General features: G+C 40.2%; 24 protein-coding genes. 13 read left to right on the forward strand and 11 right to left on the reverse strand.

The features are described from left to right. Nucleotides 1-7: 7 nt before the first annotated feature. The gene (gene katE, locus MKX14_RS13080; protein WP_240282645.1) at nt 8-2,152 is read left to right on the forward strand and encodes a catalase HPII; all 2,145 of its coding nucleotides are present in this window, start codon (nt 8-10) and stop codon (nt 2,150-2,152) included. 55 nt (nt 2,153-2,207) lie between these two features. Here the strand turns inward: katE and yhxC are convergent, their stop codons facing one another. Together yhxC and MKX14_RS13090 are read right to left on the reverse strand one after the other, a co-directional pair. After that, nucleotides 2,208-3,086, reverse strand: a complete 879-nt coding sequence (gene yhxC / locus MKX14_RS13085) for an SDR family oxidoreductase (protein WP_240282646.1) — start codon at nt 3,084-3,086, stop codon at nt 2,208-2,210. 140 nt (nt 3,087-3,226) lie between these two features. Then, nucleotides 3,227-3,628, reverse strand: coding sequence for a DUF6367 family protein (locus MKX14_RS13090; RefSeq protein WP_108010210.1), 402 nt, complete (start codon nt 3,626-3,628; stop codon nt 3,227-3,229). 474 nt (nt 3,629-4,102) lie between these two features. On the opposite strand from MKX14_RS13090, the gene MKX14_RS18250 reads away from it, so the two are divergent. Then, a complete protein-coding gene (locus MKX14_RS18250) occupies nt 4,103-5,368 on the forward strand; it encodes a KGG domain-containing protein (protein ID WP_275891856.1) in 1,266 nt (421 codons plus the stop codon). A gap of 63 nt (nt 5,369-5,431) precedes the next feature. Here MKX14_RS18250 and MKX14_RS13105 read toward each other — a convergent pair whose 3' ends face one another. Further along, nucleotides 5,432-5,665, reverse strand: coding sequence for a hypothetical protein (locus MKX14_RS13105; protein ID WP_002114518.1), 234 nt, complete (start codon nt 5,663-5,665; stop codon nt 5,432-5,434). 287 nt (nt 5,666-5,952) lie between these two features. Here MKX14_RS13105 and umuD point away from each other — a divergent pair, with 287 nt between their 5' ends. Continuing rightward, the gene (gene umuD, locus MKX14_RS13110) at nt 5,953-6,564 is read left to right on the forward strand and encodes a LexA family protein (protein ID WP_240282647.1); all 612 of its coding nucleotides are present in this window, start codon (nt 5,953-5,955) and stop codon (nt 6,562-6,564) included. A gap of 70 nt (nt 6,565-6,634) precedes the next feature. On the opposite strand, the gene MKX14_RS13115 is transcribed toward umuD, so the two are convergent. Beyond that, on the reverse strand, nt 6,635-7,246 hold the full coding sequence (locus MKX14_RS13115; protein ID WP_240282648.1) for a LysE family translocator: 612 nt from the start codon (nt 7,244-7,246) through the stop codon (nt 6,635-6,637). Nucleotides 7,247-7,402: 156 nt separating this feature from the next. Here MKX14_RS13115 and putR point away from each other — a divergent pair, with 156 nt between their 5' ends. Then, a complete protein-coding gene (putR, locus tag MKX14_RS13120) occupies nt 7,403-7,858 on the forward strand; it encodes an Lrp/AsnC family transcriptional regulator (RefSeq protein ID WP_000376211.1) in 456 nt (151 codons plus the stop codon). Nucleotides 7,859-7,916: 58 nt separating this feature from the next. Here putR and MKX14_RS13125 read toward each other — a convergent pair whose 3' ends face one another. Beyond that, nucleotides 7,917-9,533: a purine-cytosine permease family protein gene (locus MKX14_RS13125; protein ID WP_002114289.1), complete on the reverse strand. Its 1,617-nt coding sequence runs from the start codon at nt 9,531-9,533 to the stop codon at nt 7,917-7,919. A gap of 195 nt (nt 9,534-9,728) precedes the next feature. Between MKX14_RS13125 and MKX14_RS13130 the strand changes: the two genes are divergently transcribed. The 3 genes from MKX14_RS13130 to MKX14_RS13140 all read left to right on the forward strand — a co-directional run bounded on the left by MKX14_RS13130 (nt 9,729) and on the right by MKX14_RS13140 (nt 14,577). Then, complete coding sequence (locus tag MKX14_RS13130) at nt 9,729-13,193, forward strand: hybrid sensor histidine kinase/response regulator (RefSeq protein WP_240282649.1); 3,465 nt, start codon at nt 9,729-9,731, stop codon at nt 13,191-13,193. Continuing rightward, nucleotides 13,190-14,149, forward strand: coding sequence for a response regulator transcription factor (locus MKX14_RS13135; RefSeq protein WP_042051873.1), 960 nt, complete (start codon nt 13,190-13,192; stop codon nt 14,147-14,149). The genes MKX14_RS13130 and MKX14_RS13135 overlap by 4 nt, the downstream gene beginning before the upstream one ends. A 143-nt stretch (nt 14,150-14,292) precedes the next feature. Further along, nucleotides 14,293-14,577, forward strand: a complete 285-nt coding sequence (locus tag MKX14_RS13140; protein WP_240282650.1) for a GNAT family N-acetyltransferase — start codon at nt 14,293-14,295, stop codon at nt 14,575-14,577. 218 nt (nt 14,578-14,795) lie between these two features. Here the strand turns inward: MKX14_RS13140 and MKX14_RS13145 are convergent, their stop codons facing one another. After that, complete coding sequence (locus MKX14_RS13145; RefSeq protein ID WP_240282651.1) at nt 14,796-15,731, reverse strand: LysR family transcriptional regulator; 936 nt, start codon at nt 15,729-15,731, stop codon at nt 14,796-14,798. Nucleotides 15,732-15,822: 91 nt separating this feature from the next. On the opposite strand from MKX14_RS13145, the gene MKX14_RS13150 reads away from it, so the two are divergent. Continuing rightward, the gene (locus MKX14_RS13150) at nt 15,823-16,464 is read left to right on the forward strand and encodes a LysE family translocator (protein ID WP_046812703.1); all 642 of its coding nucleotides are present in this window, start codon (nt 15,823-15,825) and stop codon (nt 16,462-16,464) included. Between the two features lie 89 nt (nt 16,465-16,553). Here MKX14_RS13150 and MKX14_RS13155 read toward each other — a convergent pair whose 3' ends face one another. After that, a complete protein-coding gene (locus MKX14_RS13155; RefSeq protein WP_240282652.1) occupies nt 16,554-17,291 on the reverse strand; it encodes an SDR family oxidoreductase in 738 nt (245 codons plus the stop codon). Between the two features lie 125 nt (nt 17,292-17,416). Between MKX14_RS13155 and MKX14_RS13160 the strand changes: the two genes are divergently transcribed. Further along, nucleotides 17,417-18,337 (forward strand): LysR family transcriptional regulator, encoded by a 921-nt coding sequence (locus MKX14_RS13160; RefSeq protein ID WP_240282653.1) that lies wholly within the window; start codon nt 17,417-17,419, stop codon nt 18,335-18,337. A gap of 37 nt (nt 18,338-18,374) precedes the next feature. Here the strand turns inward: MKX14_RS13160 and yghU are convergent, their stop codons facing one another. The 3 genes from yghU to MKX14_RS13175 all read right to left on the reverse strand — a co-directional run bounded on the left by yghU (nt 18,375) and on the right by MKX14_RS13175 (nt 20,921). Next, entirely contained in the window at nt 18,375-19,235 is an 861-nt protein-coding gene (gene yghU, locus MKX14_RS13165) for a glutathione-dependent disulfide-bond oxidoreductase (protein ID WP_233732228.1), read from the reverse strand. 33 nt (nt 19,236-19,268) lie between these two features. Then, the gene (gene yfcF / locus MKX14_RS13170) at nt 19,269-19,895 is read right to left on the reverse strand and encodes a glutathione transferase (RefSeq protein ID WP_240282654.1); all 627 of its coding nucleotides are present in this window, start codon (nt 19,893-19,895) and stop codon (nt 19,269-19,271) included. Between the two features lie 120 nt (nt 19,896-20,015). Next, nucleotides 20,016-20,921: a LysR family transcriptional regulator gene (locus tag MKX14_RS13175; RefSeq protein WP_240282655.1), complete on the reverse strand. Its 906-nt coding sequence runs from the start codon at nt 20,919-20,921 to the stop codon at nt 20,016-20,018. A gap of 110 nt (nt 20,922-21,031) precedes the next feature. Here MKX14_RS13175 and MKX14_RS13180 point away from each other — a divergent pair, with 110 nt between their 5' ends. Then, the gene (locus MKX14_RS13180) at nt 21,032-21,463 is read left to right on the forward strand and encodes a CidA/LrgA family protein (RefSeq protein WP_240282656.1); all 432 of its coding nucleotides are present in this window, start codon (nt 21,032-21,034) and stop codon (nt 21,461-21,463) included. A 12-nt stretch (nt 21,464-21,475) separates the two neighbouring features. Next, complete coding sequence (gene ywbG, locus MKX14_RS13185) at nt 21,476-22,165, forward strand: LrgB family protein (protein ID WP_240282657.1); 690 nt, start codon at nt 21,476-21,478, stop codon at nt 22,163-22,165. A 7-nt stretch (nt 22,166-22,172) separates the two neighbouring features. Here ywbG and MKX14_RS13190 read toward each other — a convergent pair whose 3' ends face one another. Next, the gene (locus MKX14_RS13190) at nt 22,173-23,663 is read right to left on the reverse strand and encodes a PLP-dependent aminotransferase family protein (protein ID WP_240282658.1); all 1,491 of its coding nucleotides are present in this window, start codon (nt 23,661-23,663) and stop codon (nt 22,173-22,175) included. Nucleotides 23,664-23,778: 115 nt separating this feature from the next. On the opposite strand from MKX14_RS13190, the gene MKX14_RS13195 reads away from it, so the two are divergent. Together MKX14_RS13195 and MKX14_RS13200 are read left to right on the forward strand one after the other, a co-directional pair. Further along, nucleotides 23,779-24,414 carry an FMN-binding negative transcriptional regulator gene (locus tag MKX14_RS13195; RefSeq protein ID WP_240282659.1) on the forward strand — a complete coding sequence of 212 codons (636 nt, stop codon included), beginning with the start codon at nt 23,779-23,781 and terminating at the stop codon, nt 24,412-24,414. Nucleotides 24,415-24,456: 42 nt separating this feature from the next. Then, on the forward strand, nt 24,457-25,050 hold the full coding sequence (locus MKX14_RS13200; RefSeq protein ID WP_000060333.1) for a GNAT family N-acetyltransferase: 594 nt from the start codon (nt 24,457-24,459) through the stop codon (nt 25,048-25,050). The last annotated feature ends 97 nt before the right edge of the window (nt 25,051-25,147 follow it).

Below are 25,147 nucleotides of genomic sequence, written 5' to 3' on the forward strand. Positions count from 1 at the left end.
ATAGGTAATGAACATGACTGATAATGTTAAATCAACAAATAAAACAAGTGAAATGGCTGGTGCTGACGCTGCAAATAAAGCCAATACTACCCAAAAAACTGAACAATTAGACTCAGTCAGAGATGATGCAACCAATGAAGCATTAACCACAAATCAAGGGGTTAAAATTGCTGATAATCAGAATAGTTTAAGAGCAGGTATTCGCGGTTCGACACTATTAGAAGATTTTATTTTACGAGAAAAGATTACTCATTTTGACCATGAACGTATTCCTGAGCGTATTGTTCATGCACGCGGTGTAGGTGCACATGGTTACTTTCAAGCTTATGAAGGAAATGAGCGCTTAACAAAAGCTGGTTTTTTGACTGACCCAACCATTCAAACTCCAATTTTTGTACGCTTCTCAACAGTGCAGGGACCACGTGGCTCTGCCGACACGGTCCGTGATATTCGTGGTTTTGCTATTAAGTTCTATACCCAAGAGGGTAATTTTGATTTAGTCGGTAACAATGCGCCTGTGTTTTTTGTGCAAGATGGGATTAAGTTTCCAGACTTCGTTCATGCTGTAAAACCTGAACCAGATACAGAAATGCCAACAGGAGCAACTGCACATGATACTTTTTGGGATTTTGTGTCACTTGTACCAGAGTCAGCCCATGCAGTAATTTGGGCAATGTCAGATCGTGCAATTCCGCGTAATTTACGCTCGATTCAGGGCTTTGGCATTCATACATTCCGTCTTATTAATGCCGAAGGAAAATCACATTTTGTAAAATTCCATTGGACCCCTAAACAAGGTTTAAGTGCGCTAGTATGGGATGAAGCTCAAAAGCTGGCAGGTAAAGATCCAGATTTCCATCGTCGTGATCTTTATGAAGCTATTGAAAATGGGGTTTATCCTGAATGGGAACTCGGTGTACAAATTGTTGAAGAAGAAGACGAGATGAACTTTGACTTCGACTTATTGGACCCGACAAAAATTATTCCTGAAGAGTTAGTTCCAGTGACACCAATTGGCCGATTTGTTTTGAATAGAAATGTAGATAATTTCTTTGCAGAAACAGAGCAGGTGGCTTTCTGTCCGGGACATATTGTGCCGGGGATTGATTTTACAAATGATCCGCTTTTACAAGCACGTCTATTTTCATACACCGATACACAGTTAAGCCGTTTAGGTGGACCAAACTTCCATCAAATTCCGATCAATAAACCTGTGTGCCCATTCCACAATAATCAACGTGATGCTATTCACCAGCATACGATTCATAAAGGACAGGCTTCATATCAACCAAACTCAATTGATAATGATTGGCCAGTGGAAACGCCACCTGCTGCTTCAAATGGCGGTTTTGAAAGCTATCCTGAACAGATTAGCGGACATAAACTGCGTCAAAGAAGCGAGACTTTTTCTGATCATTTTTCACAACCGCGCCTTTACTACAAAAGCCTTGCCCCTCATGAGCAAAAGCATGTGGTCGATGCCTATACTTTTGAATTAAGTAAAGTGCAGCGAAAACACATTCGTGAACGTCAAGTTCAACAAATTTTGGCAAATATTGATCTCGACTTAGCACGACAAGTAGGTGCTAATTTAGGGATTGAAGTGCCTGATTTGACGCTAGATTATAAAAAAACCACAGTTGAAAAATCGGCTAAATTATCTTTCTTAGCTTTCCCGCCTGAAGATATTCAAGGTCGAAAAGTTGCAGTACTCATCCATAATTTAGTCAAATCTGATGCATTAGAAGCTATGAAAGACTGGGCAATTAAAGAAGGTGTGACTCTTCATTTATTAGCGCCAAGCTTAGCTCCTGTAAAAGATCATCAAGACAGTATTATTACGGCTGATGGCATGCAAATGGCTGAACCGTCAATTGCATATGATGCAGTGATTATTCCTGATGGCGATAACTTAAACGCCGTCATGCAAGATGGAGTAACTCGCCATTATCTATTAGAGGCTTACAAGCATTTAAAACCAATTGCGTTTTTAGGTAATAAATCTGATTTACTTGAACCGCTAGGTTTAGTTCCCGATGAAGGCACTCTAGTTGGAGATGAATTCCAGCAGATTGCTGAAAAGTTCAAAAATCTGATTATGGCTCATCGTGTTTGGTCACGAGAACAAATAGCTGCCCATATACCTGCTTAACAAACAAAAAAGCCCTGAAAGCTTTAACTTTCAGGGCTTTTTTATATCTTAGGGATTAGCCATTTACGATTTGACCGCCATTTACATGAATAACCTGACCTGTAATGTAACTTGCATCATCTGAGGCAAGGAAAAGATAGGCTGGAGCAACTTCACTTGGTTGTCCCATTCTTCCCATTGGGGTATCTTTACCAAACTCCTTAACGGTTTCTGCATCGAAACTGCTTGGAATTAATGGTGTCCAGATTGGTCCTGGCGCAACACCATTCACGCGAATTCCTTTTTTCTGCTTCATTAAATTGTTCGATAAGCTACGCGTAAAAGTCGTAATCGCACCTTTGGTACTTGCATAATCAATGAGCTCATCATGGCCTTGATAGCTAGTAATACTGGTCGTATTAATGATACTGTCGCCTTCTTCCATATAAGGAATGGCTTCTTTAGTAAGATAAAACATTGGGAAAATATTAGTTTTAAATGTCTTTTCTAATTGCTCATTACTAATGCTTTCAATTTCTTTTTGTTGATATTGCACACCAGCGTTATTCACTAAAATATTGAGTTTCCCATAATGTTGTAGAACTTTATCAATATCGAGTTTTGCAACATCTGGGTCAGAAATATCACCTTTTAATAAAAGGCAATGTTGTCCTTCTCGTTCAACGAGTTGTTTAGTGATTTCAGCATCTTGATCTTCTTCGAGGTAAAGTATCGCAATATCGGCACCTTCACGAGCAAACAATACTGCGACAGAACGACCTATACCGCTATCGCCACCACTAATAACGGCAACTTTACCTTTTAGCTTATCGCTCCCTTTATGAGAGCTTTTTATAATCTCTGGCTCAGGATGCATTTTTTCCTGATCGCCTGGTTGATGAGATTGAACTTGTGCGGGGGCAGATGTTGGATACTGGTTTGTTGAGTTTTCCATTTTTAAATACCTCGGTTGTAATATCTAATTTTCATATAGTGAGCTGTTACCGCGTAAATGTGAGTAAAATGAATTTTTTAATAAGTTGTCTTTGTTATTTTATTTATAAGGATGTAAAAAAATATTTTTATATTTAAGGGTTAAATAATATCGATCAACTTGATTTTATTTTTATCGATCATACTTTCAATAATAGATCTATTTCCTGTGTCTTCTAACCAGTTTTCTATAGGTATATTATTAGATAAGTCTAATATTTTTTTAATAATTTCTTTTGCTCCATCTATATTTTCTGAACTTTTATTATTTTTAACAGCTATATTATCTAGCAAAAGTTTTATATCTTCATTTTCTATATTTTTTGACTTAATAATATATAAGTCTCTTTGGAAAGGATGACTTGCATGAGGTGGGTCTAATCTATAGCTCCATTCTTTGTCATAGTCCTGCCATGAGTTTTTAGACTTAATATGTCCTAGTAAAATTTCAGGGATAGAAATATGAATATATTGTAGAGCTGACTGTTGATTTTTTAATTGCATAGTTAAGTTACTCAAACCATCTTATTAAAATTAGTTTTAAATATCCATATTAATCTCTCAAGTAAATTAATTCTAAAAATGTAATTATATATGTTATTGTTTTTTAATTAAAATAATTGTTTTATTGTTATTTTCTCAATAGATCTGATGTTGTGTTAGTTTACTGTTTTGTACATTTTGAAATTTTTTGTTATCAGTTAAAATATTTTAACTGTGTTTGTAAAAATATATTGTAGTGTGCCCTTAGGTAATAATGAGTATATCCAATATTTAAAGAGTAAAATTATTAATAATTAAAATTTTTAAAATATTTTAAAAATAATATGTTTATAAGAAATTTCATTTTTTGATTGATATACATTTAAAAGGATTGATACATCACTTGGGTGGGAAAATATTATAGATATTCTATTGTTATTAAATCCGTTAACTAAAAGCGGTAGTGACTATAATTAAATATAGGAAGATATAACTATGGCTAATACTAGATATGAAGATGATGATAACAATAGAACAGGTACTTCAAATCGTGGATTTGCAAGTATGGATCCTGAAAGAGTACGAGAAATAGCCAGCAAAGGTGGGCGAGCTGCTCACGCAAGTGGTAATGCACATGAGTTTACTTCTGAAGAAGCTCGTGAAGCTGGCCGAGCAGCCCATGCAAGTGGTAATGCGCATGAATTTACGTCTGAAGAAGCGCGTGAAGCGGGTGCATTAAGCCATAAAAATGATGGCCGTAATGGTCGTGGCCGCGGTCGTGATGATGACAATGATGATGACGATCGCGGCCGTTCAAGCAGTCGAGGTCGTGGCCGCAGTCGTTATGATGATGACGACGAAGATGATGATCGCGGTCGTTCAAGCGGTCGAGGCCGTGGCCGCAGTCGTTATGATGATGACGACGAAGATGATGATCGCGGTCGTTCAGGTGGCCGAGGTCGTGGCCGCAGCCGCCGTGATGATGACGATGATGATGACGATCGCGGTAGCCGCTCAGGTGGTCGAGGCCGCAGCCGCCGTGATGATGACGATGATGATGACGATGATCGCGGTGGTCGCTCAGGTGGCCGAGGTCGTGGTCGCAGCCGTGATGACGACGATGATGACGATCGCGGAGGCCGTTCAGGTGGACGAGGTCGTGGCCGCAGTCGTGATGACGACGATGATGATGATCGCGGAGGCCGTTCAGGCGGACGAGGCCGTGGTCGCAGCCGTTATGATGACGACGATGATGACGATCGCGGAGGCCGTTCAGGCGGACGAGGCCGTGGCCGCAGTCGTGATGACGACGATGATGATGATCGCGGAGGCCGTTCAGGCGGACGAGGCCGTGGTCGCAGCCGTTATGATGACGACGATGATGACGATCGCGGAGGCCGTTCAGGCGGACGAGGCCGTGGCCGCAGCCGTTATGACGACGACGAAGATGATGACCGTGGCCGTTCAGGTGGCCGAGGCCGTGGTCGCAGCCGTGATGACGATGATGATGACGATCGTGGAGGCCGTTCAGGCGGACGAGGTCGCAGCCGTGATGACGACGATGATGACGATCGCGGTGGCCGCTCAAGTGGTCGAGGCCGAGGTCGCAGTCGTGATGACGATGATGATGATGACGATCGCGGTGGCCGCTCAAGTGGACGAGGTCGTGGCCGTAGCCGTGATGACGACGATGATTATGATGGCCGTGGTCAAAACTCTCGTAATCAAAAACGTGATGCCTACGGACGTTTTACGTCTTAAGCAGAATGTTTTAAAAACAAAGGAGGCTTTTGCCTCCTTTGTTTTTTAGCTTACTTACTGTATTTATTGAGGGAGAGGTTGTAGGCCTTTTACAATATCAAGGTATTCAGAACCGTTTAACCAAAAAGATTTTTTCAAAAAAAGTGTCGTCATAATACTTTCGGCTGCTTCGCTATCTGGATTTTCACAAAATAATCCGTAGCTTTCACCTAAAACCGCATCATTTTCAATTAGGCGGATATAGTAAGCATGTTGTTCATTTGCATAACCTAAAACCGCATCACGTTGATTTTTCATTTCGCATGTCTCCATACCAAAAAACTGAATCTAACCAGAATGTTAAGTGTTCAGAATCTCATTTGATAAAAATCAAAAAACCGTCAGCGATAACGACTATTTTGAAATAGGTTTTGATTTTCTTCAAACTGCCATTTTGGTTAAAACATCCCTGTTAAAAGCAAAATGGATTAAAATCTGATCATGAGATTTATTGTTATGCAAAAAAAATATTTCGTCAACTTGAAAATGTAACTTTTTCAAGTTACATTGTTTGTGTAGGATTTGAACAGTGGAATGGAGGCAATATGCCAAAGAAAAAAGAGTTCGAGCATGGCGGTGCACGAGAAAATGCCGGACGTAAAGCACAGTTCAATGAACCCACCAAAGTTATTCGTGTTCCCGAGTCTCAAGTTAACTTTATCAAAAATTGGTTACTGAATAATGTCAAAACCAATAACTTGACCGACTTTGACTCAAAACTTAATGTCCAACAGGTCCACCCGAATAACGATAAAATTTACCACATTCCTTTGGCAACAGAACGTGTTGCGGCAGGTTTTCCTTCGCCTGCACAAGATGATATTGAGCAAGCACTCGATTTAAATGAATATTTGATTAGAAATGAAAATGCCACGTTTATTGTCAAAGCCAACTCTTTGTCCATGTTAGATGCTGGAATTGATATTAATGATCCGCTTATTGTAGATCGTAGCATTCCCGCTAAATCGGGTGATATTGTGATTGCACTCATCGACAATGATTTCACTGTGAAGCGCTTAATGATTGATAGTCAATTTCATCCACCTAAAGTTTGGCTAAAAGCAGAAAATCCTGATTATCAGAATATTTATATTGAAGAGGGGCAAGAACTGATGATTTGGGGAGTTGTGACGTATAACCTCAAACGAATGAGATAATTTTTTCTTATATTTATTATTTAAGTTACTGACCTGAAATCGAGGCCAGTAACTTTTTCCTAAGTGACTTTTAAATTTGCCCAATCAATAAGCACGTTGCGATAACGACCATTAAACCACCTGAAAAACGGCCGACTAACTGTGCTGCTTGTGGTCTGGTTTTCAAAATAGTCTCTGAACCATAACCCACCATTAAGTAAATAATTGCGCAGCTAATCATGTGGACAACACCAAAGGCAAGAATTTGTGTCGTCACTGACCATGAAGCAGTGGTGTCAATAAATTGAGGAAGCAGGGCTAAAAAGAGCAAAAAAACTTTCGGGTTTAAGCCACTTACATAAACACCTTTGGTTGCCCAGCTCAACCATGACTGAGCTTTTTCAGAACCAGATTCGTTCGGAGTAGGAGGGGTAAGTAATAAGTTTATTCCCATCCATAACAAATAAGCAGAACCTGCAATTGTTAGGATCATCAGAGCAGTTGGATTATTTGCTACAAGTAGACCAACACCAGCCGCTACTAATAAAATCGTAATAAAGTGCCCAAACAGCATACCTGCAACAGCGGGTACGACGACTTTGCCTTTAATCCCTGCCGAAATGGCATAGGCCCAGTCTGCCCCTGGCGTAATAATAAAAAGAATGGAGACGCTCCAAAATGCAATAAAAATGTTAAAAGCCATATGCTTATCTCGGCAAACTATTTTCCAAAGGTTTCACTCGTGGTTTAGAAAAAATCCCTATTTATTCGAGCTTGTTGAAAATAATATGCTCATGTATTTAGAATGTGCTTTTAAATGTTTGCTCATATCACACTCATTTGGGGTAAATTTTTCTAAATGGATCGCACAGATAAAAAGATTCTTGCTGAATTGCAATTAAATGGCCGATTATCTATTACTGAATTGGCAGAAAAAGTCGGTTTGAGCATTTCACCTTGTCATAGACGAGTGAAGGCTTTAGAAGAGTCAGGAGCTATCAAAGGTTATCGGGCAGAACTCGACCCGAATTTAGTCGGTTTTGAATTTTCAGCGATTGTTTTTATTACGCTTAAAGAAGGCGATAAACAGGCAGTCGAGAAGTTTGAAAATGCCGTAATTGATATTCCACAAATTATTCAGGCCCAGCGCTTGTTTGGTGAGCCAGATTACTTGTTGCATGTGGTCGCTAAAGATTTACCGGCTTTTCAGCGTCTGTATGATGAAAAATTATCTGCTATTCCAAGTGTGCAACGACTCATCTCAACCATTGTGATGAAAGATGTAGTGCCTGAACGTTTATTCCCGATTGGCTAAAAATCATCAGGCGTAAAAAAAAGAAGCTTTAAAGCTTCTTTTTTAGTTTTAAGAATATTTAAGCATCGAGTGTTTTACACAAAGAACAGATCGTACCGTTATGTTTGTGAGAGAACATAATATCTGGACGCTCATAACCTTGCTCACATACACGGCAGTGATAGACGGTAGCAACAGGAGTCCCTTCAGCATCGTAACGTGGTTCTTTAATACCGTCGTCGTGTGACTTGATGTAGTATTTTCCTTTGGTTAATAAGCCCATGATTGGTGTTAATACAAAGGCAAGTACAAGGGCGATAAGCGGTGAGTAAGGCGCCAAGAAACTACCGAGTAAGCCGAAGAATGCTGCAATTGATAAGCCTGCTGATACAAGGAACGCAACCATACCGACAGGGTTTACGTTGTATAGCATGTCACGACGATATTCTGGTTCTTTCGGTGAAAGTTTTAACACATATTTATTAATTGAAATATCTGTTGCAACAACCACAACCCAAGCAATCGCAAAGTTTGAATAGAACCCTAAGATTTTACCCAGTACCGCAAACATGTTGCCTTCCATTAAAGCAAGCGCAATTGCCAAGTTCACCATCACAAACACAATACGACCCGGATAATGTTTGCTAATACGAGTGTAGGCACTTGTCCATGCAAGGGAACCAGAGTAAGCATTGGTCACATTAATTTTAATTTGAGAAATAACCACTAAAATCACTGCGAGTGTTAAAGCTGCCCAACCCGGAAGCATGTCATGAAAAGCTGCATTAAACTGTTGAACAGGTTCCGTGCTGTTTACGCCCGGTATTTTAGTAAGTAAATAGAACCCTAAAAATGCCCCAATAATTTGTTTAATCGCCCCTAAAATCACCCAACCCGGACCCGCTGAAATAACGGCTGCCCACCATGCTTTGCTATTTTCTTTTGTTTTAGCAGGCATGAAGCGTAGGTAGTCAATTTGCTCACCAATTTGCATGATTAACGATAAACATATACCAGCACCCAGCATGATTGCAGCCATGTCTACAGTTGCAAAACCTTCGTTACCTGTGAAAGTTGCAAACTGGCTGACTAAGGTAGGTTCTTGATAAATCAGATAGGCCACAGGACCAATCATCAGCACGAGCCAAAGCGGGGTAGTCCAGACTTGTAATTTACTTAAGGCTTTCATGCCGTAAATCACCAGCGGTATGACCATCACAGTTGAGATGAGATAACCTGCCCAAAGCGGAATACCTAAACCGAGCAATAATCCTTGCGCCATGATTGAACCTTCAAGGGCAAAGAAAATAAAGGTAAAACTGGCAAAAATGATACTGGTCAGGACTGAGCCGATATAACCGAAACCTGCGCCGCGAGTAATCAAGTCAAGGTCGATGTTATAGCGCGCTGCGTAGTAGGCTAAAGGAATGCCGGTTAAGAAGATAATAATCGCTGCAAATAAAATGGAGAAAACAGCATTGGTTGTTCCGTAAGACATACCAATACTGGCACCAATAGAAAAGTCAGCAAGATAGGCAATACCACCAAGTGCAGTAATAGCAACAACTTTGGGACTCCAGCGCCGAAAGCTGTGTGGAGCATAACGTAAAGTATAATCTTCTAAGGTTTCATTCACTGCTTTTTGTGAATCTGTACCTTGCACAGTGTCCAGATTTGGATGTTCAGATACACTCATAACATCAATCTCCCAATCATTTTCGGTCAATCAACACAAATATTGATCATTGTTTTTTGATGGTTTTGAGTGTGTGATTTTTGGGAAAAATTGAAAATACGTTATTTTGCGTATATGTGCGTATTCGAGAAAATCGCCATGATAAATGACTTTTGGCATAAGGATTGCTGAGTTTAATGCAGCCACATCCGAAACATGAGTGTTATGCCAGATTCTTCCCGCCCCCAACAAGCGCCACAACGTGTGATCAAAACACGCCGTGAATATAATATTTGGGTGGCAGATGAAAGTATCGAAGATTATGCACTCCGCTATGCACCTACCTCAGTACGTAAATGGTCGCCTTGGACGGTGACCAACACCGCAATTTCGACCGTTAGCTTTTTGGCTATGGAAGCCATTGGGGCGACCATGCTTTGGCAGTATGGCTTTAGCAATGCACTCTGGGCAGCAATTGTCGTATGTACCATCATATTTTTAACCAGTTGGCCGATTAGTTACTACGCCGCAAAATATAATGTAGACGTCGATTTGCTTACTCGTGGTGCAGGTTTTGGCTACATTGGCTCGACCATTACGTCTCTAATTTATGCCAGCTTTACCTTTATTTTGCTTGCGTTTGAAGCCGCAATTATGGCGATGGCACTTGAGCTGGCTTTAGGTATTCCGCAAGTTATTGGTTACTTAATTTCTGCCTTAGTGATTTTGCCTTTAGTGGTCAAAGGCATTGGTTTTATTAACAAAGTTCAGGCGATCACACAACCAATCTGGCTTTTATTGCTGTTATTACCGTGGTTTTTTGTACTTTGGAAACAACCACAAATTTTAAGTAATAGCCTGCATTTTGTTGGTGCGGTCTCAAACTCAACCGACTTTAACTTGTATTACTTTGGTGCGGCGTGCACTCTTATTTTTTCATTTGTGATCCAAATTGGTGAGCAAGCTGACTATTTACGCTTCTTACCGCAAAAAGAAAAGAATAGAACTGCATGGCGTTTTGCCGTTTTTTTAGGTGGTCCATCTTGGATTATTTTTGGATTTCTAAAAGTTTTGATGGGCATGCTGCTGATGGTGTTGGCTTTTCAGTTGTTTATTCCTGTCTCTGAACTAGATAATCCGACTTATTTATATTGGGTTGCCTATCAACAATTTATTCCAAACCCTCAGCTAGCGTTAATATTGACTTTAGCACTGGTTTGCTTGGCGCAAATTAAAATTAATATGACCAATGCTTACGCTGGCTCATTGGCATGGTCAAACTTTTTTGCCCGTTTAACTCACAGTCATCCGGGGCGAATTGTCTGGCTTCTTTTTAACGTTTTTATTGCCATTGTTTTGATGGAAATGGGCATTAGCCATGCGGTTGAACGCATTTTGGGACTATATAGCAATATCGCTTTGGCATGGATTGGCGCCGTTGTTGCCGATTTAATTATCTGTAAGCCTTTAGGTCTAAGCCCGAAAGGAATTGAATTTCGCCGTGCTTATTTATATGACATTAACCCCGTAGGTGTGGGTGCCTTACTGATTGCTTCAGTGTTATCGATGCTTAGTTATTTGGGCTTTTTTGGACTCATGGCAAAAGGTTTGGCGAGTTTTATTGCTCTGGGGAGTGCTGTGTTATGCGTTCCTGTTATTGCTTACCTAACCAAAGGCAAATATTACATTGCACGTCAGCCTGAAAAAATTCAGGCGACTTCGGTTGCTACCTGTGTGGTATGTGAAAGGGACTATGAACTCGCTGATATGGCGGGTTGCCCAGCCTATAACGGTACGATTTGCTCTCTATGCTGTTCACTTGAAGCACGCTGCCACGATTTATGTAAACCCGATGCACGTTGGTCAGTACAACTTAAAAAAGCCATCTGGCACTATTTACCAGAACGTTGGGCGAGCCGTTTAAATAGCAGGGTCAGTTTATATTTATTACTGACTTTAGGGCTGTCTATTGTTCTGGCAGTGAGTTTAAGTCTGGTTTATATCCAGGAAAAAACCTATTTAGAAACAATCAATGCGGCAGCCGTTCCGCAGTTATTCACGCTGTTTGTCAAAATTTACACTATTCTATTTTTATTGATGAGTGTTGCTGCTTGGTGGTTAGTGTTAAACGATGAAAGCCGTCGTAATGCCGAAATCGAGACACATCAGCAAACAGCATTATTGATTGATGAAATTGCTGCCCATGAAGTCACTTCAAAAGACTTACAAGATGCCAGAATTTCAGCAGAACGGGCAAATGATGCAAAAAGCCGTTATGTCATTGGCATTAGTCACGAACTAAGAACGCCTCTAAATAGTATTTTAGGCTATAGCCAATTACTTCAAAAACAAGAGCAGCTTTCAGAACAAGGCAAAATGGCGCTCGGGGTGATCAGCCGTAGTGGGCAGCATTTGACTTCACTCATTGACGGTTTACTAGATTTAGCACGCATTGAAACAGGCAAAATTTCTTTAAATGTAGTGGATGTTCATTTCCCCAATTTTATTGAACAGATTATTCAAATGTTTCAGCCTCAGTTTGAACAGAAGAATTTACAGTTTGTTTATGAAATTGGAGAGAACTTACCGCATTATGTGCGTACCGACAAAAAACGCTTAGAGCAAGTGCTCATCAATTTGCTGGGCAATGCTTTAAAGTTTACGACGAGCGGCACAATTACTTTGAAAGTCGAGTACCGTTTTCAAACGGCTTATTTTGAAATTAGAGATACGGGCTGTGGTATTGCCGAGGCTGATTTAGAGCGAATCTTTAATCCGTTTGAACGGGGTAGCAATGTAGTGCAAGGCGGATTTACTGGAACAGGACTCGGGCTACCCATTGTAAAATTATTAGTCGATTTACTCGGTGGACAGTTATCTGTAACTAGTCAGCTCAATCAGGGTTCACAATTTAAGATTAAGTTTTATTTACCTTCAAAAGAAGTGGTTCATCCAATTTCTAATGTTTACTCCAACCAAATTACAGGTTATCAAGGTGAACGAAAACGAATTTTGGTTGTCGATAATGAAGCTGTGGACCGAGGTTTAGTTGCTAATTTTCTCAAACCTTTAGGATTTATGATTGAAGAAGCCGAGTCGGGCATTGATTGTTTAAGACGTGTACCTATTTTTCAGCCGAACCTGATTTTGATGGATTTAAATATGCCTTTGATGGGCGGGTGGGAAACAGCACGATTGTTACGTCAGAATAATATTACCAATGTACCGATCTTAATTATTTCGGCCAATGCAGGCGAGCGCGAAGTCAATCCACAAGATGCCGTCTTAAGTGAAGACTTTATGTTAAAACCAATCGACCTGAATTTGTTGCTGAGTAAAATTGGAGACAAGTTAGGCTTGGTATGGATTGATTCCAAATCAGATGCACACCTTGAAAATAATGAAGTTCAAGCACTTGATGTAAAGGTGTTTAAACAAGAGCAAGCCACTGTCCATACATCAATTACACAACCTGAAAATAATGATCTGCTCGATTTACCGCAAAGCTTGCAGCATTTAAATGATTTAATTGGACAGGGTTATATTCGAGGAATTCAACAGACTTTAATGCAATGCCGTCAAAATTTTCCGGAGCATGATGAGTTATGGGAACAGCTCGAACACTCTATTCAAAAGTTTGATTTAAAACACGCGCAACGATTAATTCAGGATAAGCAATGAGTACGCAACATGTTTCTTTTCAGCAAGCTTCGCCAAACGAGCAGGCTGTTATTCTGATTGTGGATGATGTGCCGGAAAATTTAGGCTTGCTACATGAAAGTCTGGATCAGGCAGGTTATCGCGTACTTGTCACAACCGATGGGTTAAGTGCCATTGAAATTGCACACCGATGCTTACCAGATATGATTTTACTCGATGGTAATATGCCACATATGGACGGTTTTGAAAGTTGTATACAGCTTAAAGCGAGTCCGATTACGCAGTTTATTCCCGTCATTTTTATGACAGGTTTGTCTGAGACAGAGCATATTGTGCGTGGCTTTCAGGTCGGTGGGGTAGACTATGTAACCAAACCTCTGAATATTGAAGAAGTATTAGCAAGAGTAAAAACACATTTGGCACATGCCAAACTATTGCAACAACAAAAACAGGTGATTGATGCAACGGAAACAGCAATTCTTGCACTAGATGTTCACGGTAAAATTGTTTGGAAAACTCAAAAAGCCAGTGATTTACTGAATCAATATTTACCTGAATTAGAAGGTTTTGAAGCAGGCTTAAAAGCTTGGTTTTCAGATTTAGAGCATGAAAAAGACCCCAAAAAATTAACCAGCTGTTCTTATTCAACACCATCTCAGCAATTACAGCTTTTATTGCTTACGCCGTGGCAATCTGAAACAAGCGTAGCAAAAAATTATCTGATACAGATTAAGACTTCTACGCCAGCTTTGGAAATGGCTGATATTTTGAAATATTGCCCACAGTTGACTCAACGTGAGGCAGAAGTCATGCATTGGTTGTTGTTAGGGAAAACCAATAAAGATATTGCAGAAATTTTGGAGCTTAGTCCACGGACGGTAAACAAGCATTTAGAGCATGTTTTTGAAAAACTTTGTGTTGAAAACCGAACTGCTGCCGTGGCACACATTAATAGTCTGGTCCAAGAGTTTCACTAATTTAATTGACGATTGTATTTAAAAAGCATACAGACTCACTGTTAAAAACAGGCTATTTTTTTACAGTTAAATTTGTTCTTATAGATAAAGATTATACAAAGTCATTTCTAAATAAATATGAGTCGTAATACGAGGAATTCATTGTGAATATTCAACAAAAAGATGATACAAAACATGGTAGCTTTAGCTTGGTTGATGGTGAAACCGTTGCGGGTGAAATGACTTATACATGGGCGGGCGAAGGCATGCTGATTATTGATGCTACAGATGTAAATGAAAATTATCGGGGACAAGGTGTAGGTCGCCAATTACTGGATGCTTTGGTGGCTTTTGTTCGTGAAAAAGACATAAAGGTGATTCCGCTTTGCCCATATGCTAAATCGGTTTTTGATAAAGATCCAAGCATTGGTGATGTACTTAGAAAGTAAGCAATAAATTAAAAATCATTTAATAAAAATCGGGCCTTGGTGTCCGATTTTTTATTGGTTTTATTGTTCATCTTTGTTTTAGTGAATATGTTTTGAGCGATTGTATTCAACTGATTTAGGAGTTGTAGATTGTCAGATCGAATTTATCAAACTTAAGTAGCTGCTTGTTTTAGAGATTTAAAGATAGAATTTCATCGTGCTAATTCCTTGGCTTTATATTACTTTAATTTAAATAAAGTCGGCTCTGCTGCTAATTTATCTGCCAAATATTGAATCAACACACTCAATTTAGGCGGGACATGCCGAGTCGGTGGGTAAAGTAACCACAGCCCACCGCTATAATAGGTCTTAAAATACCAATCTGGTAAAACCTGAACTAAGGTACCTTGTTGTAGAGCATGGCGTGCAACGAAGTAAGGTAAGCTCGCAATACCTAAATGCTGTAATGCGGCACTCAAACGCACACCCGTATGATTTGCAGCATAACGTCCACGCACAGTCACACTTATCGATTTATTTCCTTGCTGAAATTTCCATTTTGAGTCACTGGCTTGTTCGCCCAAGTAAATACATTCATGCTGCTTTAAATCATGAGGGTGGTTCGGTGTACCATGCTTTGCTAAATATTCAGGTGTGGCACAAACCAAGTGATCAATATCAATCAGCTTTCGACCCATCAGCCCACCAGGTGGTTGCTCTGTAATTCGAAGTGCTAGATCAACACCGTCATCAATCAGGTCGACATAGCGATCTTCTAAAAGCATTTGAATATCAATTTTCGGGTAGCGCTTTAAAAACTCGGGTAAATGCGGGTGAATCATAAAATGCCCCACAGCTTTCGGGACACTCATACGAATAATACCTTCTGGTTCAACATGAAATTGGCCTGAACTTTCCATGACTGCTTGTGCCGCATTCACCATATCTAAACAACGTTGATAAACCTGTTGTCCACTTTCACTTAAACGAAGTTTTCGTGTGGTCCGATAGAGTAAGCGTGTACCTAAAGCACGTTCTAATCGAGCAATCGCGCGGCTGACAGCAGAAGGCGTTGTACCAAGCTGCCTTGCAGTTTCAGAAAAACTTTCCGACTCGACAACTTTAACGAAAGTCGCCATTTCATTTAACAGAACCAGACTTTGATTTGTGCTCATGAGGCAAAAGTTATTTGGATTTTAATTGGATTATCGCGTCTAAAAAATCGCAATACAATCTTTTAGGTGATTTTCAGGAAACTAAATTGTTATGTGGCAGTTGTATGGGCATGAGTTTTTAACACTAGCTCTCATTCACTTTATGGCGGTGATTTTACCGGGACCAGATTTTGTGATTACGGTAAGACAAAGTGTACGTTATGGCTATTTGATTGGATGCCTAACTGCAATTGGTATTGGCTTCGGGATTTCAGTCCATGTGTTTTATACACTGGTTGGTATTGGCTTCTTGATTCAACAAAGCGAATGGCTCATGTCACTGATCAGAACAGCAGGGGCAGCTTACTTAGTGTATTTAGGATGGCAGTGTTTACGCAGTCAGCCGAATACCAACAATATTGAGATTAATGGTCAAGCAGACAGTGACACGCCGAGTTTATTTAAAGCTTTTACGATGGGTTTTCTGACCAATGCGTTAAACCCCAAAGCCACTATCTTTTTTCTGGCAATTTTTACGACGATTGTGAGTACGTCCACACCGATGAAAGTTCAGGTTTTTTATGGAGTATGGATGTGTATGGTCAATGCCATTTGGTTTATGGTGGTGAGTGTGCTGTTTGCACAGCCTATTGTACGTAAACGATTTTTAGAGTTCGGAGTTTATTTTGAGCGGGTGATGGGAGTTTTATTAATTGGGATTGCATTGAGATTGATATGGGATTTATTTAATTAATTAGACTTGATACTTTCTCATCACATTCACTTGATAAGTTTGAAATATATTTTATATATTCCAAACTTAGACTTTCTAAAATACAGAAATTAAGCAAACCCACCATTTACTCGAATGACTTGTGAATTTACCCAACGTCCATCTGGGCCAGCTAGCATGGCAACTACACTGGCAATTTCTTCAGGTGTTCCGATTCGTTCCAATGGAGCAAGTTTTGCAATAGCCGCTACTTGCTCTTCAGTTTTTCCATTATAAAAAAGGTCAGTACCTGTCGGGCCGGGCGCAACGGCATTCACGGTAATATTTCGGCCGCGTAACTCATTTGCCAACACATGTACCAAACCTTCTACACCCGCTTTTGAAGCAATGTAGGGACCATATGCCGGAAAAGATTTGGCAATTACACTGGTTGAAAGCGCAATAATCCGGCCACCATCTGGAACTATTTCGGCCGCATGCGCCAATATTAAAAACGAGCCACGTAAATTGGTATGAATCACTTTGTCGAAATCTGGCAGGCTTTCAGGCGTAATTTTTGCCATAGGCATAATGCCTGCGCTATGAACCACAACATCTAATTGCCCGTTAATCGCTTTAGCTTCTTGAAACAAACGGCTCACCTCATGTTCATTTGTGACGTCCGCTTGAATAGCTGAAGCTTGACCACCTTGCTCAATAATGTGTTCTACAGTGGCTTGGGCATGCACTTTATTGCCAGCATAGTTAATAATGACATAAAAGCCATCTTGGGCTAAACGTTCTGCAATAGCACGACCAATACCACGTGATGCGCCAGTAACCAGAGCTGTCTTTTTTGAAATATTCATTTTTAGATTGCCTGTTTGAGTAGGTATGGCTTATTTTAATAATATAGAAATATGGGATAAATCTTGATAACTGGATAAGATAATTCCATATTTATTAATAATAGACAAGGTTAAAAGCGAGCACCATGGATAAATTTGATACCTTGCAACTTTTTACCCGCATCGTAGAGCTGGGTAGTTTTAGTCAGGCAGCCGATCAGCTAAATATCCCACGCGCTACAGCAAGTAATGCCATCAAAGAGTTAGAGAATAATTTGCAGTGTCGTTTGCTAGAACGGACGACTCGGCATGTAAGACCATCACTAGATGGACAAGCATTTTATGAGCGTTGTACACAAATATTATCGGAACTCGATGATGCCGAATCATCTTTACGTAATGTAATTGCACAGCCCCGAGGTTTACTACGTGTCGATTTATCAGGCGCACATGCGACTAAAATTGTTTTACCCAATATCGATCAATTTCACGAGTTGTATCCCGACATTGAACTGGTAATTAGTACAGGCGATCGTTTAGTTGATCTGATTCGGGAAGGGATAGATTGTGTGGTGAGAGCGGGGCGTTTGGATGATTCCACTTTAATTGCTAGACATTTGGTTGATATGCCACAAGTCATTTGTGCAAGTCCTGACTATCTAAATAAACATGGAACGCCAGAGCAACCAGAAGATTTGTTATCACATTATTGTGTCAATTTTTTCTCGACATCAGGTGGGCGGAATTATCCATTTGAATTGATGGTGAATGGTAAAAAACAAGATTATTTTTTGAAAAGCTGGATCGCGGTAAATGATGCTGAAAACTATGTATTATCTGCTTTACGTGGGGCAGGTTTAATTCAGGTCCCGCGCTATCATGTGGCGAATGAGTTAAAAGACGGACAACTGGTTGAGATTTTATCTGAATGGCAAATCCCGAAGATGTCAGTTTCTGCTTTATATCCGCAGCATCGGCAGCTCTCGCCACGCGTACGAGTTTTTGTCGCTTGGCTGAGTGAGTTATATACGAGTTATTTTGCCAACTTTGAATACCCGCAAAAATGAAATATCTTGCGGGTGAGTCAAAAACTGAATGATATTTTTAAGACTGATTCTGCAATTTATCTTGAGTCTTGGTCTCAAAATCACTTGCATCATGGCGTTCATGCAACTGCGTAGCTAAATCACCAAAAGTACGGTTGACCATACGCCCGCGTTGAACCGCAGGACGCGCTAAAATCGCATCTGCCCAACGTTGAACATTTTTATATTGATCGACACCTAAAAACTCCGCGCCATTATACACCCAGTTTTTAACAAGACCGCCATACCAAGGGAACGCTGCAATATCAGCAATCGAATATTCAGAACCAGCCAAATATTCATGCGTTGCCAGATGCTGATCTAACACATCAAGTAAACGTTTTGTTTCCATGGCAAAGCGGTTAATCGCATATTCAATTTTAACGGGTGCGTAGGCATAAAAATGCCCAAAACCACCACCTAGGTAAGGTGCGCTGCCCATTTGCCAGAATAACCAATTGAGGCATTCGGTACGTGCAGCAATATCAGTCGGAATGAATGCTTTAAACTTTTCAGCCAAGTAAAGCAAAATTGAGCCAGACTCAAACACTCTTAATGGCGGGTTTTGGCTATGGTCAACTAAGGCTGGAATTTTAGAGTTTGGATTAACTTCTACAAAACCACTGCCAAATTGCTGTCCTTCACCAATTTTAATCAGCCATGCATCATATTCAGCATCTTTATGTCCTAATGCTAAAAGCTCTTCTAACAAAATAGTGACTTTTTGGCCATTAGGCGTTGCTAAAGAGTAGAGCTGAAGCGGATGTTTTCCTACAGGAAGTGTATGTTCGTAGCGAGGGCCTGAAGTAGGTTGGTTTAAATCGGTTTTTTCTCCAGTCCATTGCCAAACTTGTGGAGGAATATAGTTTGAATCACTCATTTTTTATCTCGTGTTTGGTGTAAATATAAGGATTTATTTATGTCGTAAGGCAAGCCATTTTTGTACGGTCGGTCTTTGCCATTGCTGTAATGCATAGTTTTTTAAACGTTCTGGTACAGCATCACCATTTTGAATAAGGCGTTGCAACATAAGGGCAAGTTCAGCATCGACAATGCTCCATGAACCAAAAAGAAATTCGGCATCAGACGCAAGAAGTTTTTCTGCAACAAAGAAAAGTTTCTCTGCTGCTTTTTGGCCTTGTTCAGAAAGTGGATTAGAGGTGGGCTGAATAAAAATAACATCGGTTGGACGCTCAGTTCTTAGGGTAACTAAGTCTGATCTGAGCCATGCCTGAATTTGTCTTGCTCTTGCCCGTGCTTGAATATCTTTCGGATAAATAGCTGTGTTTGGATAAAGCTCTTCTAAATATTCCAAAATGGCAGAAGATTCTGATAAGGCAAAATCGTTATGTTCAAGTACAGGAACTTTGGCAGTTAATGACTTTGCTACATAAGATTTTTCAAACTGGCCTTGCTGGCCTAAGTTGATGGTCGCTATTTCAAATGGAATTTGTTTTTCATGTAGCCCTACAAAAACTGTAAACGCATAGGGGCTTAGAAATTGTGAATCTGTGTACAGCTTAAAATGTTCATTATTCATTGTTATTGTCCATGTCGTAAAACAATCCGATCTAGTCTAAGTGAGCTGATCCAAGATTGGGTAGCTTTTTTGTGGAAAAGCTTTATCGGTTTTTGAATTAAGCCATTTCAGTGTTCAACGTTAGGGTTTAATGTGCTGAAAATGTTGACGAACAATGCTAAGCCAAGCTTGTACTGCTGGTGAGACAGGAAGATTCTTTTTCCAAGCCATCACTAAGTGCCATTGAATATTTGGTTTCTCAAGTGGCACTGCTGTAAATAAAGTCGGGTCAAGCATGTCTGTATAATATTGAGGAAGAAGCGCGATTCCCATACGTTGTAGCACCATGTCTGCTAAGAGGTGCCATTGGCTGGTACGGCAAGCAATGGTTGGGTAAAAACCATGCTGCTTACAGGCATCGAGAATAATACTGTTCAAAGAAAAATTTTCAGGAAACATTAAAAATGATTGGTGTTGTAGCTCTTCTAGATTTATTTTTTTGCGGGTTGCCCAAGTGGCATCCCGACGTAAAAGAACCATTAAAGGGTAGTTACATAGCTCAATACTATTGAAAATTTGCGTATCAAAAGGCTGCAATAAAACACCAACGTCCAACTCATTGTTAAGCAAAGCTTGCTCAATACCGCGTGAACCAACCTCCATAAAAGCCAATTCAATATCTGGTAATTGCTGATGATAATCAAACAGGGCAGTCGTCAGAAGCTGCGAACCTAAAGGCGGAACGCCAAGTTTTAAAGTTCCTGTTTTTAATTGTTGGTAGTTTTCAATTTCAAGAAAGATGTTCTGTTCTGCCTGAAGAAGCTCGATTGCATGTTGATAAATGCGCTCTCCAATTTCAGTTAACTCGATTTGTCTTTTACGGCCATGATCGGGTTTAACCAAAAGCTGTACCTGAAGTTGCTCTTCAAGCTGCTGTAATATTTTACTAATAGTGGGTTGAGTCAGATACAACTCTTCAGCAGTACGGGTAAAACTTTTAGTTTTAACCAGAGTAACAAAGCACTGTAATGATTTTAGAGAAAGCATAATAAAGAATAGATTATTCGATTTTGGAATAATATTAACATAAATAATTCATATTTAGCAGGTCTAACCAAGCTAGCATAATAGTGTAGTTAACCATCTAATTTCGCAAAATGAGTACTGAATCTGCTTCTGGAACACCCAAAAAACCTTCACTTTTAGTTTTAGTTAAACAAATTTTGATTTTGGCTGGATTTTGGTGGATCGGGTATCTTTTACATCAAAAGCTCGGTGTACCTGTCTCGGCAGGTATTTTAGGTATGTTTTTATTACTTTTATGCCTGTTCTTTAAAATTATCAAAATGGATCAGGTGGCAATGGGAGCAACTGTGGTTTTAGGTGAGCTATTACTTTTTTTTGTGCCTGTAGTCGTTGCCGTAGTTCAGTATAAAACCTTGTTTATGACCGAAGGGTGGCAAATTGTCTTGAGCATTGCGGTTGGGACCATTTCAGTCATGCTCAGTACCTGCCTCACGATTCACTATTACAATCGTTTGAAAGCTTATTTACAGGCTAGAAAACGTCTTCAACATAAGCATATCTAAAGAGCAAACGACATGAATATCTGGTCAATTCTTTGTCTGATCTGGACTTTGGCAGCCTATATTGTGGCAAAGCGGATCTATCAGAAAAATCCAAAACTTTGGTTGTCACCTGCGATTAGTGTGCCTGTACTCACCATCATTTTGATGACGATTTTTGGAATTTCATACCAAACTTATTCAGAAGATACCCAGTGGATTGTTAATTTATTAGGGCCTGCAACGGTTGCTTTTGCTGTGCCGATTTATCGTTATCGGGAAACGATTCGTAAAAACCTTGGAGTCCTTTCGATTGCGATTATTGTAGGCATGAGTGTAGGTGTGATGTCAGCCTATGAGATGGCACAGTGGTTCCACTTTAGCCCAGAAGTGACCAACAGTTTAATGGCACGTTCTATTTCAACACCTTTTGCCATGATTTTAGCGGAAGATATTCACGGTTCGGCAGCATTGGTTTCACTATTTACCGTTATTACTGGTTTGGTCGGTATGATTTGTGGTGATACAATTTTGGCGATTACTAAAATCCGTTCTAACGTGGCAAATGGGGCGGCCTTTGGTAATGCAGCCCACGGTTTTGGTACAGTTAGAGCACAGCAGCGCAATAGTGAAGAAGGGGTAATTGCCAGTTTAACCATGGTTATTGCCGGTATTTTAATGGTACTGATTGGACCATTTGCGATTCATCTATGGTTGCTGTTGTAGGCTATATCTAAGTCGGCTTGTCATGTTGTTGAATAATCTTTGATAGTTTTTTGATGGCTTGTCTCATCAGTTCGGGTTCAAAATCGCCTAAGCCAACAATTAAACCCGGACGTTTTTGCTCTTTTGAAAATGTCGGTGAAATTGCTTTAATGGCAATGCCTACATCGACTGCCGAGCTTGCAACATCAATATCATTAATATGTTGAGCAAGCCATAACACCATATGCATGCCTTGATCGCCCGGCTGTAACCAAGCCAGTACTTGAGGTATGTATTTTTCAATCAAACCAATAATGTATTCTCGAACTTCTGCATAGACATTTCGAGTACGTCGAATATGTCGTTCCAAATAACCCTCTTGAATAAAAGCAGCCAAAACGTGCTGGTCAGCTGCAGGTGGATGTCGATCAATTAAGACTCTAAGCCCACAAAAAGGTGCTACCAATTCTTTAGGTAATACTGCATAGCCAAGTCTAAGGGAAGGAAATAGTACTTTGCTGAAAGTACCCAGATAAATGACTTGGTCGGGTGCCATGCCTTGTAAAGATGGGAAGGGCTGACCGTTATAACGGAGTTCGCTGTCATAGTCATCTTCAATGATCCATGCATTTTGCTGTTTTGCCCAAGCCAATAAAGCAGTGCGTCTTGCTAGACTCATCGGCATGCCAAGTGGATATTGGTGAGAGGGTGTCACGAAGGCGGCACGTGCATGTTTAGAAAGTCTAATTCCGGTTTCAACTTGAATACCTTCTTCATCGACAGGAACACGCACCATTCGAATATTTTGTACAGCATGCTCAAAAATAGCCGTTGTACCCCGATAAGCTGGATCTTCAACCCAAACTTCATCTTTCGCCTCAAATAAAATTTGGCTGCAAATATAAAGTGATTGCTGGATGCCAGGTGTAATCACAATTTGGTCAGGTTCGCAGTGGACAGAGCGTGACCGTCGTACATAGTCTGCTATAGCAACTCTGAGTGATAACACCCCTTGAGGTTCGCCATAACCCGAAGGGGCACCTGTACCTCGTGATCTATATTTATTACCAAATTTACGCCAGATATCACTTGGTTGAGTACGACCGACGGGGACAGATACCGCAAAAGGAACATGAGGAAGTGGCTTAAATTCATCAAGCACTTTGGCATAAGAACGTGCCGATTTGGTCAAAGATATCGAGTTAGGTTTATTTTCTTTTGATGAGTGTTGTATTACAGATGTTTTAACCAAAGAATGAGACACATAAGTGCCAGTTCGTGGTTGAGAGTCAAACACACCTTCAGCTAAAAGCTGATCGTAAGCTTCAATAATGGTTCCACGAGCGACCCCAAGTGTTTGAGCCAGTTCACGTGAAGAAGGCAACGGATCGCCTGGCTGTAAATCACCACTTTGAACAGCTTCGCGTAAAGCTTGAGTCAGTTGAGCACTAATCTTCCCTTGGCTTTTATCAATCTTTGCAATTGACGGAAGTTCTACAACTTTTGCCATTCTTGCCATAATTCTGGTCTACTTAAAAAAATACAAAGTGGTTCTTTTTAATAAACCACATAAACCAGAAAATTTACAACACAAAATATAAATAGCCCTGATATTTACAGCGAGGTTTTTAGCCATGTATATCCCTGATGATTTTGCAGAAAACCGTTTGGATGTATTGCATTCTCTTATTGTAGAACATCCATTTGGAGTGCTTTTTACTCATGGAAGTAATGGCTTAGATGCAAATCATCTTCCATTCGAGTTACAAGCAAATGAAGGGGAATTGGGTGTACTACGTGCGCATGTGTCACGAAATAATTCTGTTTGGCAGGACATTAAAAATGGAGATGAGGTAATTGTCGTGTTCCAAGCAGGTGATGCTTATATTTCACCAAACTGGTATCCATCTAAACATGAACAGCACAGACAAGTACCCACATGGAACTATAGGGTTGTGCATGCTTATGGCAAAGTGACGATTCGAGATGATGAGCGATTTGTCCGTGGCGTGGTGGCTCGTTTAACCCGTACCCATGAAGCATCTCAACCTGAACCATGGAAAATGTCCGATGCACCAAAGGATTATCTTGAACCGATGTTAAAAGCCATTGTAGGTATTGAGATTGAAATTACCAAGCTGCAAGGAAAATCAAAACTTGGGCAAAACAAAGAACGCCGAGACATTTTAGGCGCGGCAGATGGCCTATCGAAATCTGGTCATCAAACCATAGCAGATGCCATGTACAGTGTGGCTGAGTTAAATAAATAATTTTGAAAATATAAAAGCTTAATATCCATTGAGGAGATAAAGATGTCTTTGACTACACCTGTTGAGTTATTGGGTGAACACGTTATTTTAAAGCCACTAGATGTAACTCAAGCTGAAGCGCTCAAAGAGGCCGTTTGCGATGGGGAACTCTATAATCTTTGGTATACCCGTGTGCCAAGACCTGAACAGATGACTGCTGAAATTGAAAGACGTCTTGATTTGCAAAAATCCGGCTCTATGTTGCCATTTTATATTGAAGACCGAAAAACGGGGCGAGCGCTGGGCATGACAACTCTCATGCATATTGAAGAAGCCCATCGCCGTGTAGAAATTGGCTCAACATGGTATCGAAAGTCTGCACAGCGTACGCCTGTAAATACTGAATGTAAAAAGCTATTGTTGGCTCATGCATTTGAGACTTTAAACTGTATTGCTGTTGAGTTACGCACATCTTCTTTAAATGTTCAAAGTCAAGCCGCGATCGTACGTTTGGGTGCAAAGCTTGATGGCGTGCTGAGAAGCCATCAAATTGTGAAAGACGATATTTTGAGGGATACCCATGTTTATAGCATTTTAAAACATGAGTGGCCTGCGGTTCGCCAAAATCTGGAATGGATGTTGAATAAACCGCGTTAAAATAATTTTAAGCAAGCTGTTTTTCTCTTTTTTGGCTCAGCCAGAAGAGAGAAGCTGTGACAATCATTAACCTGAAGTTAATAACTGCTGATTTAGG

The organism is Acinetobacter pittii, from assembly GCF_022449185.1.
GTDB lineage: Bacteria > Pseudomonadota > Gammaproteobacteria > Pseudomonadales > Moraxellaceae > Acinetobacter > Acinetobacter pittii_I.

Coding starts and splice junctions, on each gene's coding strand:
- katE (WP_240282645.1), top strand. CDS start 8: ATGAACATGACTGATAATGTTAAATCAACAAATAAAACAAGTGAAATG.
- yhxC (WP_240282646.1), bottom strand. CDS start 3,086: ATGGAAAACTCAACAAACCAGTATCCAACATCTGCCCCCGCACAAGTT.
- MKX14_RS13090 (WP_108010210.1), bottom strand. CDS start 3,628: ATGCAATTAAAAAATCAACAGTCAGCTCTACAATATATTCATATTTCT.
- MKX14_RS18250 (WP_275891856.1), top strand. CDS start 4,103: ATGGCTAATACTAGATATGAAGATGATGATAACAATAGAACAGGTACT.
- MKX14_RS13105 (WP_002114518.1), bottom strand. CDS start 5,665: ATGAAAAATCAACGTGATGCGGTTTTAGGTTATGCAAATGAACAACAT.
- umuD (WP_240282647.1), top strand. CDS start 5,953: ATGCCAAAGAAAAAAGAGTTCGAGCATGGCGGTGCACGAGAAAATGCC.
- MKX14_RS13115 (WP_240282648.1), bottom strand. CDS start 7,246: ATGGCTTTTAACATTTTTATTGCATTTTGGAGCGTCTCCATTCTTTTT.
- putR (WP_000376211.1), top strand. CDS start 7,403: ATGGATCGCACAGATAAAAAGATTCTTGCTGAATTGCAATTAAATGGC.
- MKX14_RS13125 (WP_002114289.1), bottom strand. CDS start 9,533: ATGAGTGTATCTGAACATCCAAATCTGGACACTGTGCAAGGTACAGAT.
- MKX14_RS13130 (WP_240282649.1), top strand. CDS start 9,729: ATGAGTGTTATGCCAGATTCTTCCCGCCCCCAACAAGCGCCACAACGT.
- MKX14_RS13135 (WP_042051873.1), top strand. CDS start 13,190: ATGAGTACGCAACATGTTTCTTTTCAGCAAGCTTCGCCAAACGAGCAG.
- MKX14_RS13145 (WP_240282651.1), bottom strand. CDS start 15,731: ATGAGCACAAATCAAAGTCTGGTTCTGTTAAATGAAATGGCGACTTTC.
- MKX14_RS13150 (WP_046812703.1), top strand. CDS start 15,823: ATGTGGCAGTTGTATGGGCATGAGTTTTTAACACTAGCTCTCATTCAC.
- MKX14_RS13155 (WP_240282652.1), bottom strand. CDS start 17,291: ATGAATATTTCAAAAAAGACAGCTCTGGTTACTGGCGCATCACGTGGT.
- MKX14_RS13160 (WP_240282653.1), top strand. CDS start 17,417: ATGGATAAATTTGATACCTTGCAACTTTTTACCCGCATCGTAGAGCTG.
- yghU (WP_233732228.1), bottom strand. CDS start 19,235: ATGAGTGATTCAAACTATATTCCTCCACAAGTTTGGCAATGGACTGGA.
- yfcF (WP_240282654.1), bottom strand. CDS start 19,895: ATGAATAATGAACATTTTAAGCTGTACACAGATTCACAATTTCTAAGC.
- MKX14_RS13175 (WP_240282655.1), bottom strand. CDS start 20,921: ATGCTTTCTCTAAAATCATTACAGTGCTTTGTTACTCTGGTTAAAACT.
- MKX14_RS13180 (WP_240282656.1), top strand. CDS start 21,032: ATGAGTACTGAATCTGCTTCTGGAACACCCAAAAAACCTTCACTTTTA.
- ywbG (WP_240282657.1), top strand. CDS start 21,476: ATGAATATCTGGTCAATTCTTTGTCTGATCTGGACTTTGGCAGCCTAT.
- MKX14_RS13190 (WP_240282658.1), bottom strand. CDS start 23,663: ATGGCAAGAATGGCAAAAGTTGTAGAACTTCCGTCAATTGCAAAGATT.
- MKX14_RS13195 (WP_240282659.1), top strand. CDS start 23,779: ATGTATATCCCTGATGATTTTGCAGAAAACCGTTTGGATGTATTGCAT.
- MKX14_RS13200 (WP_000060333.1), top strand. CDS start 24,457: ATGTCTTTGACTACACCTGTTGAGTTATTGGGTGAACACGTTATTTTA.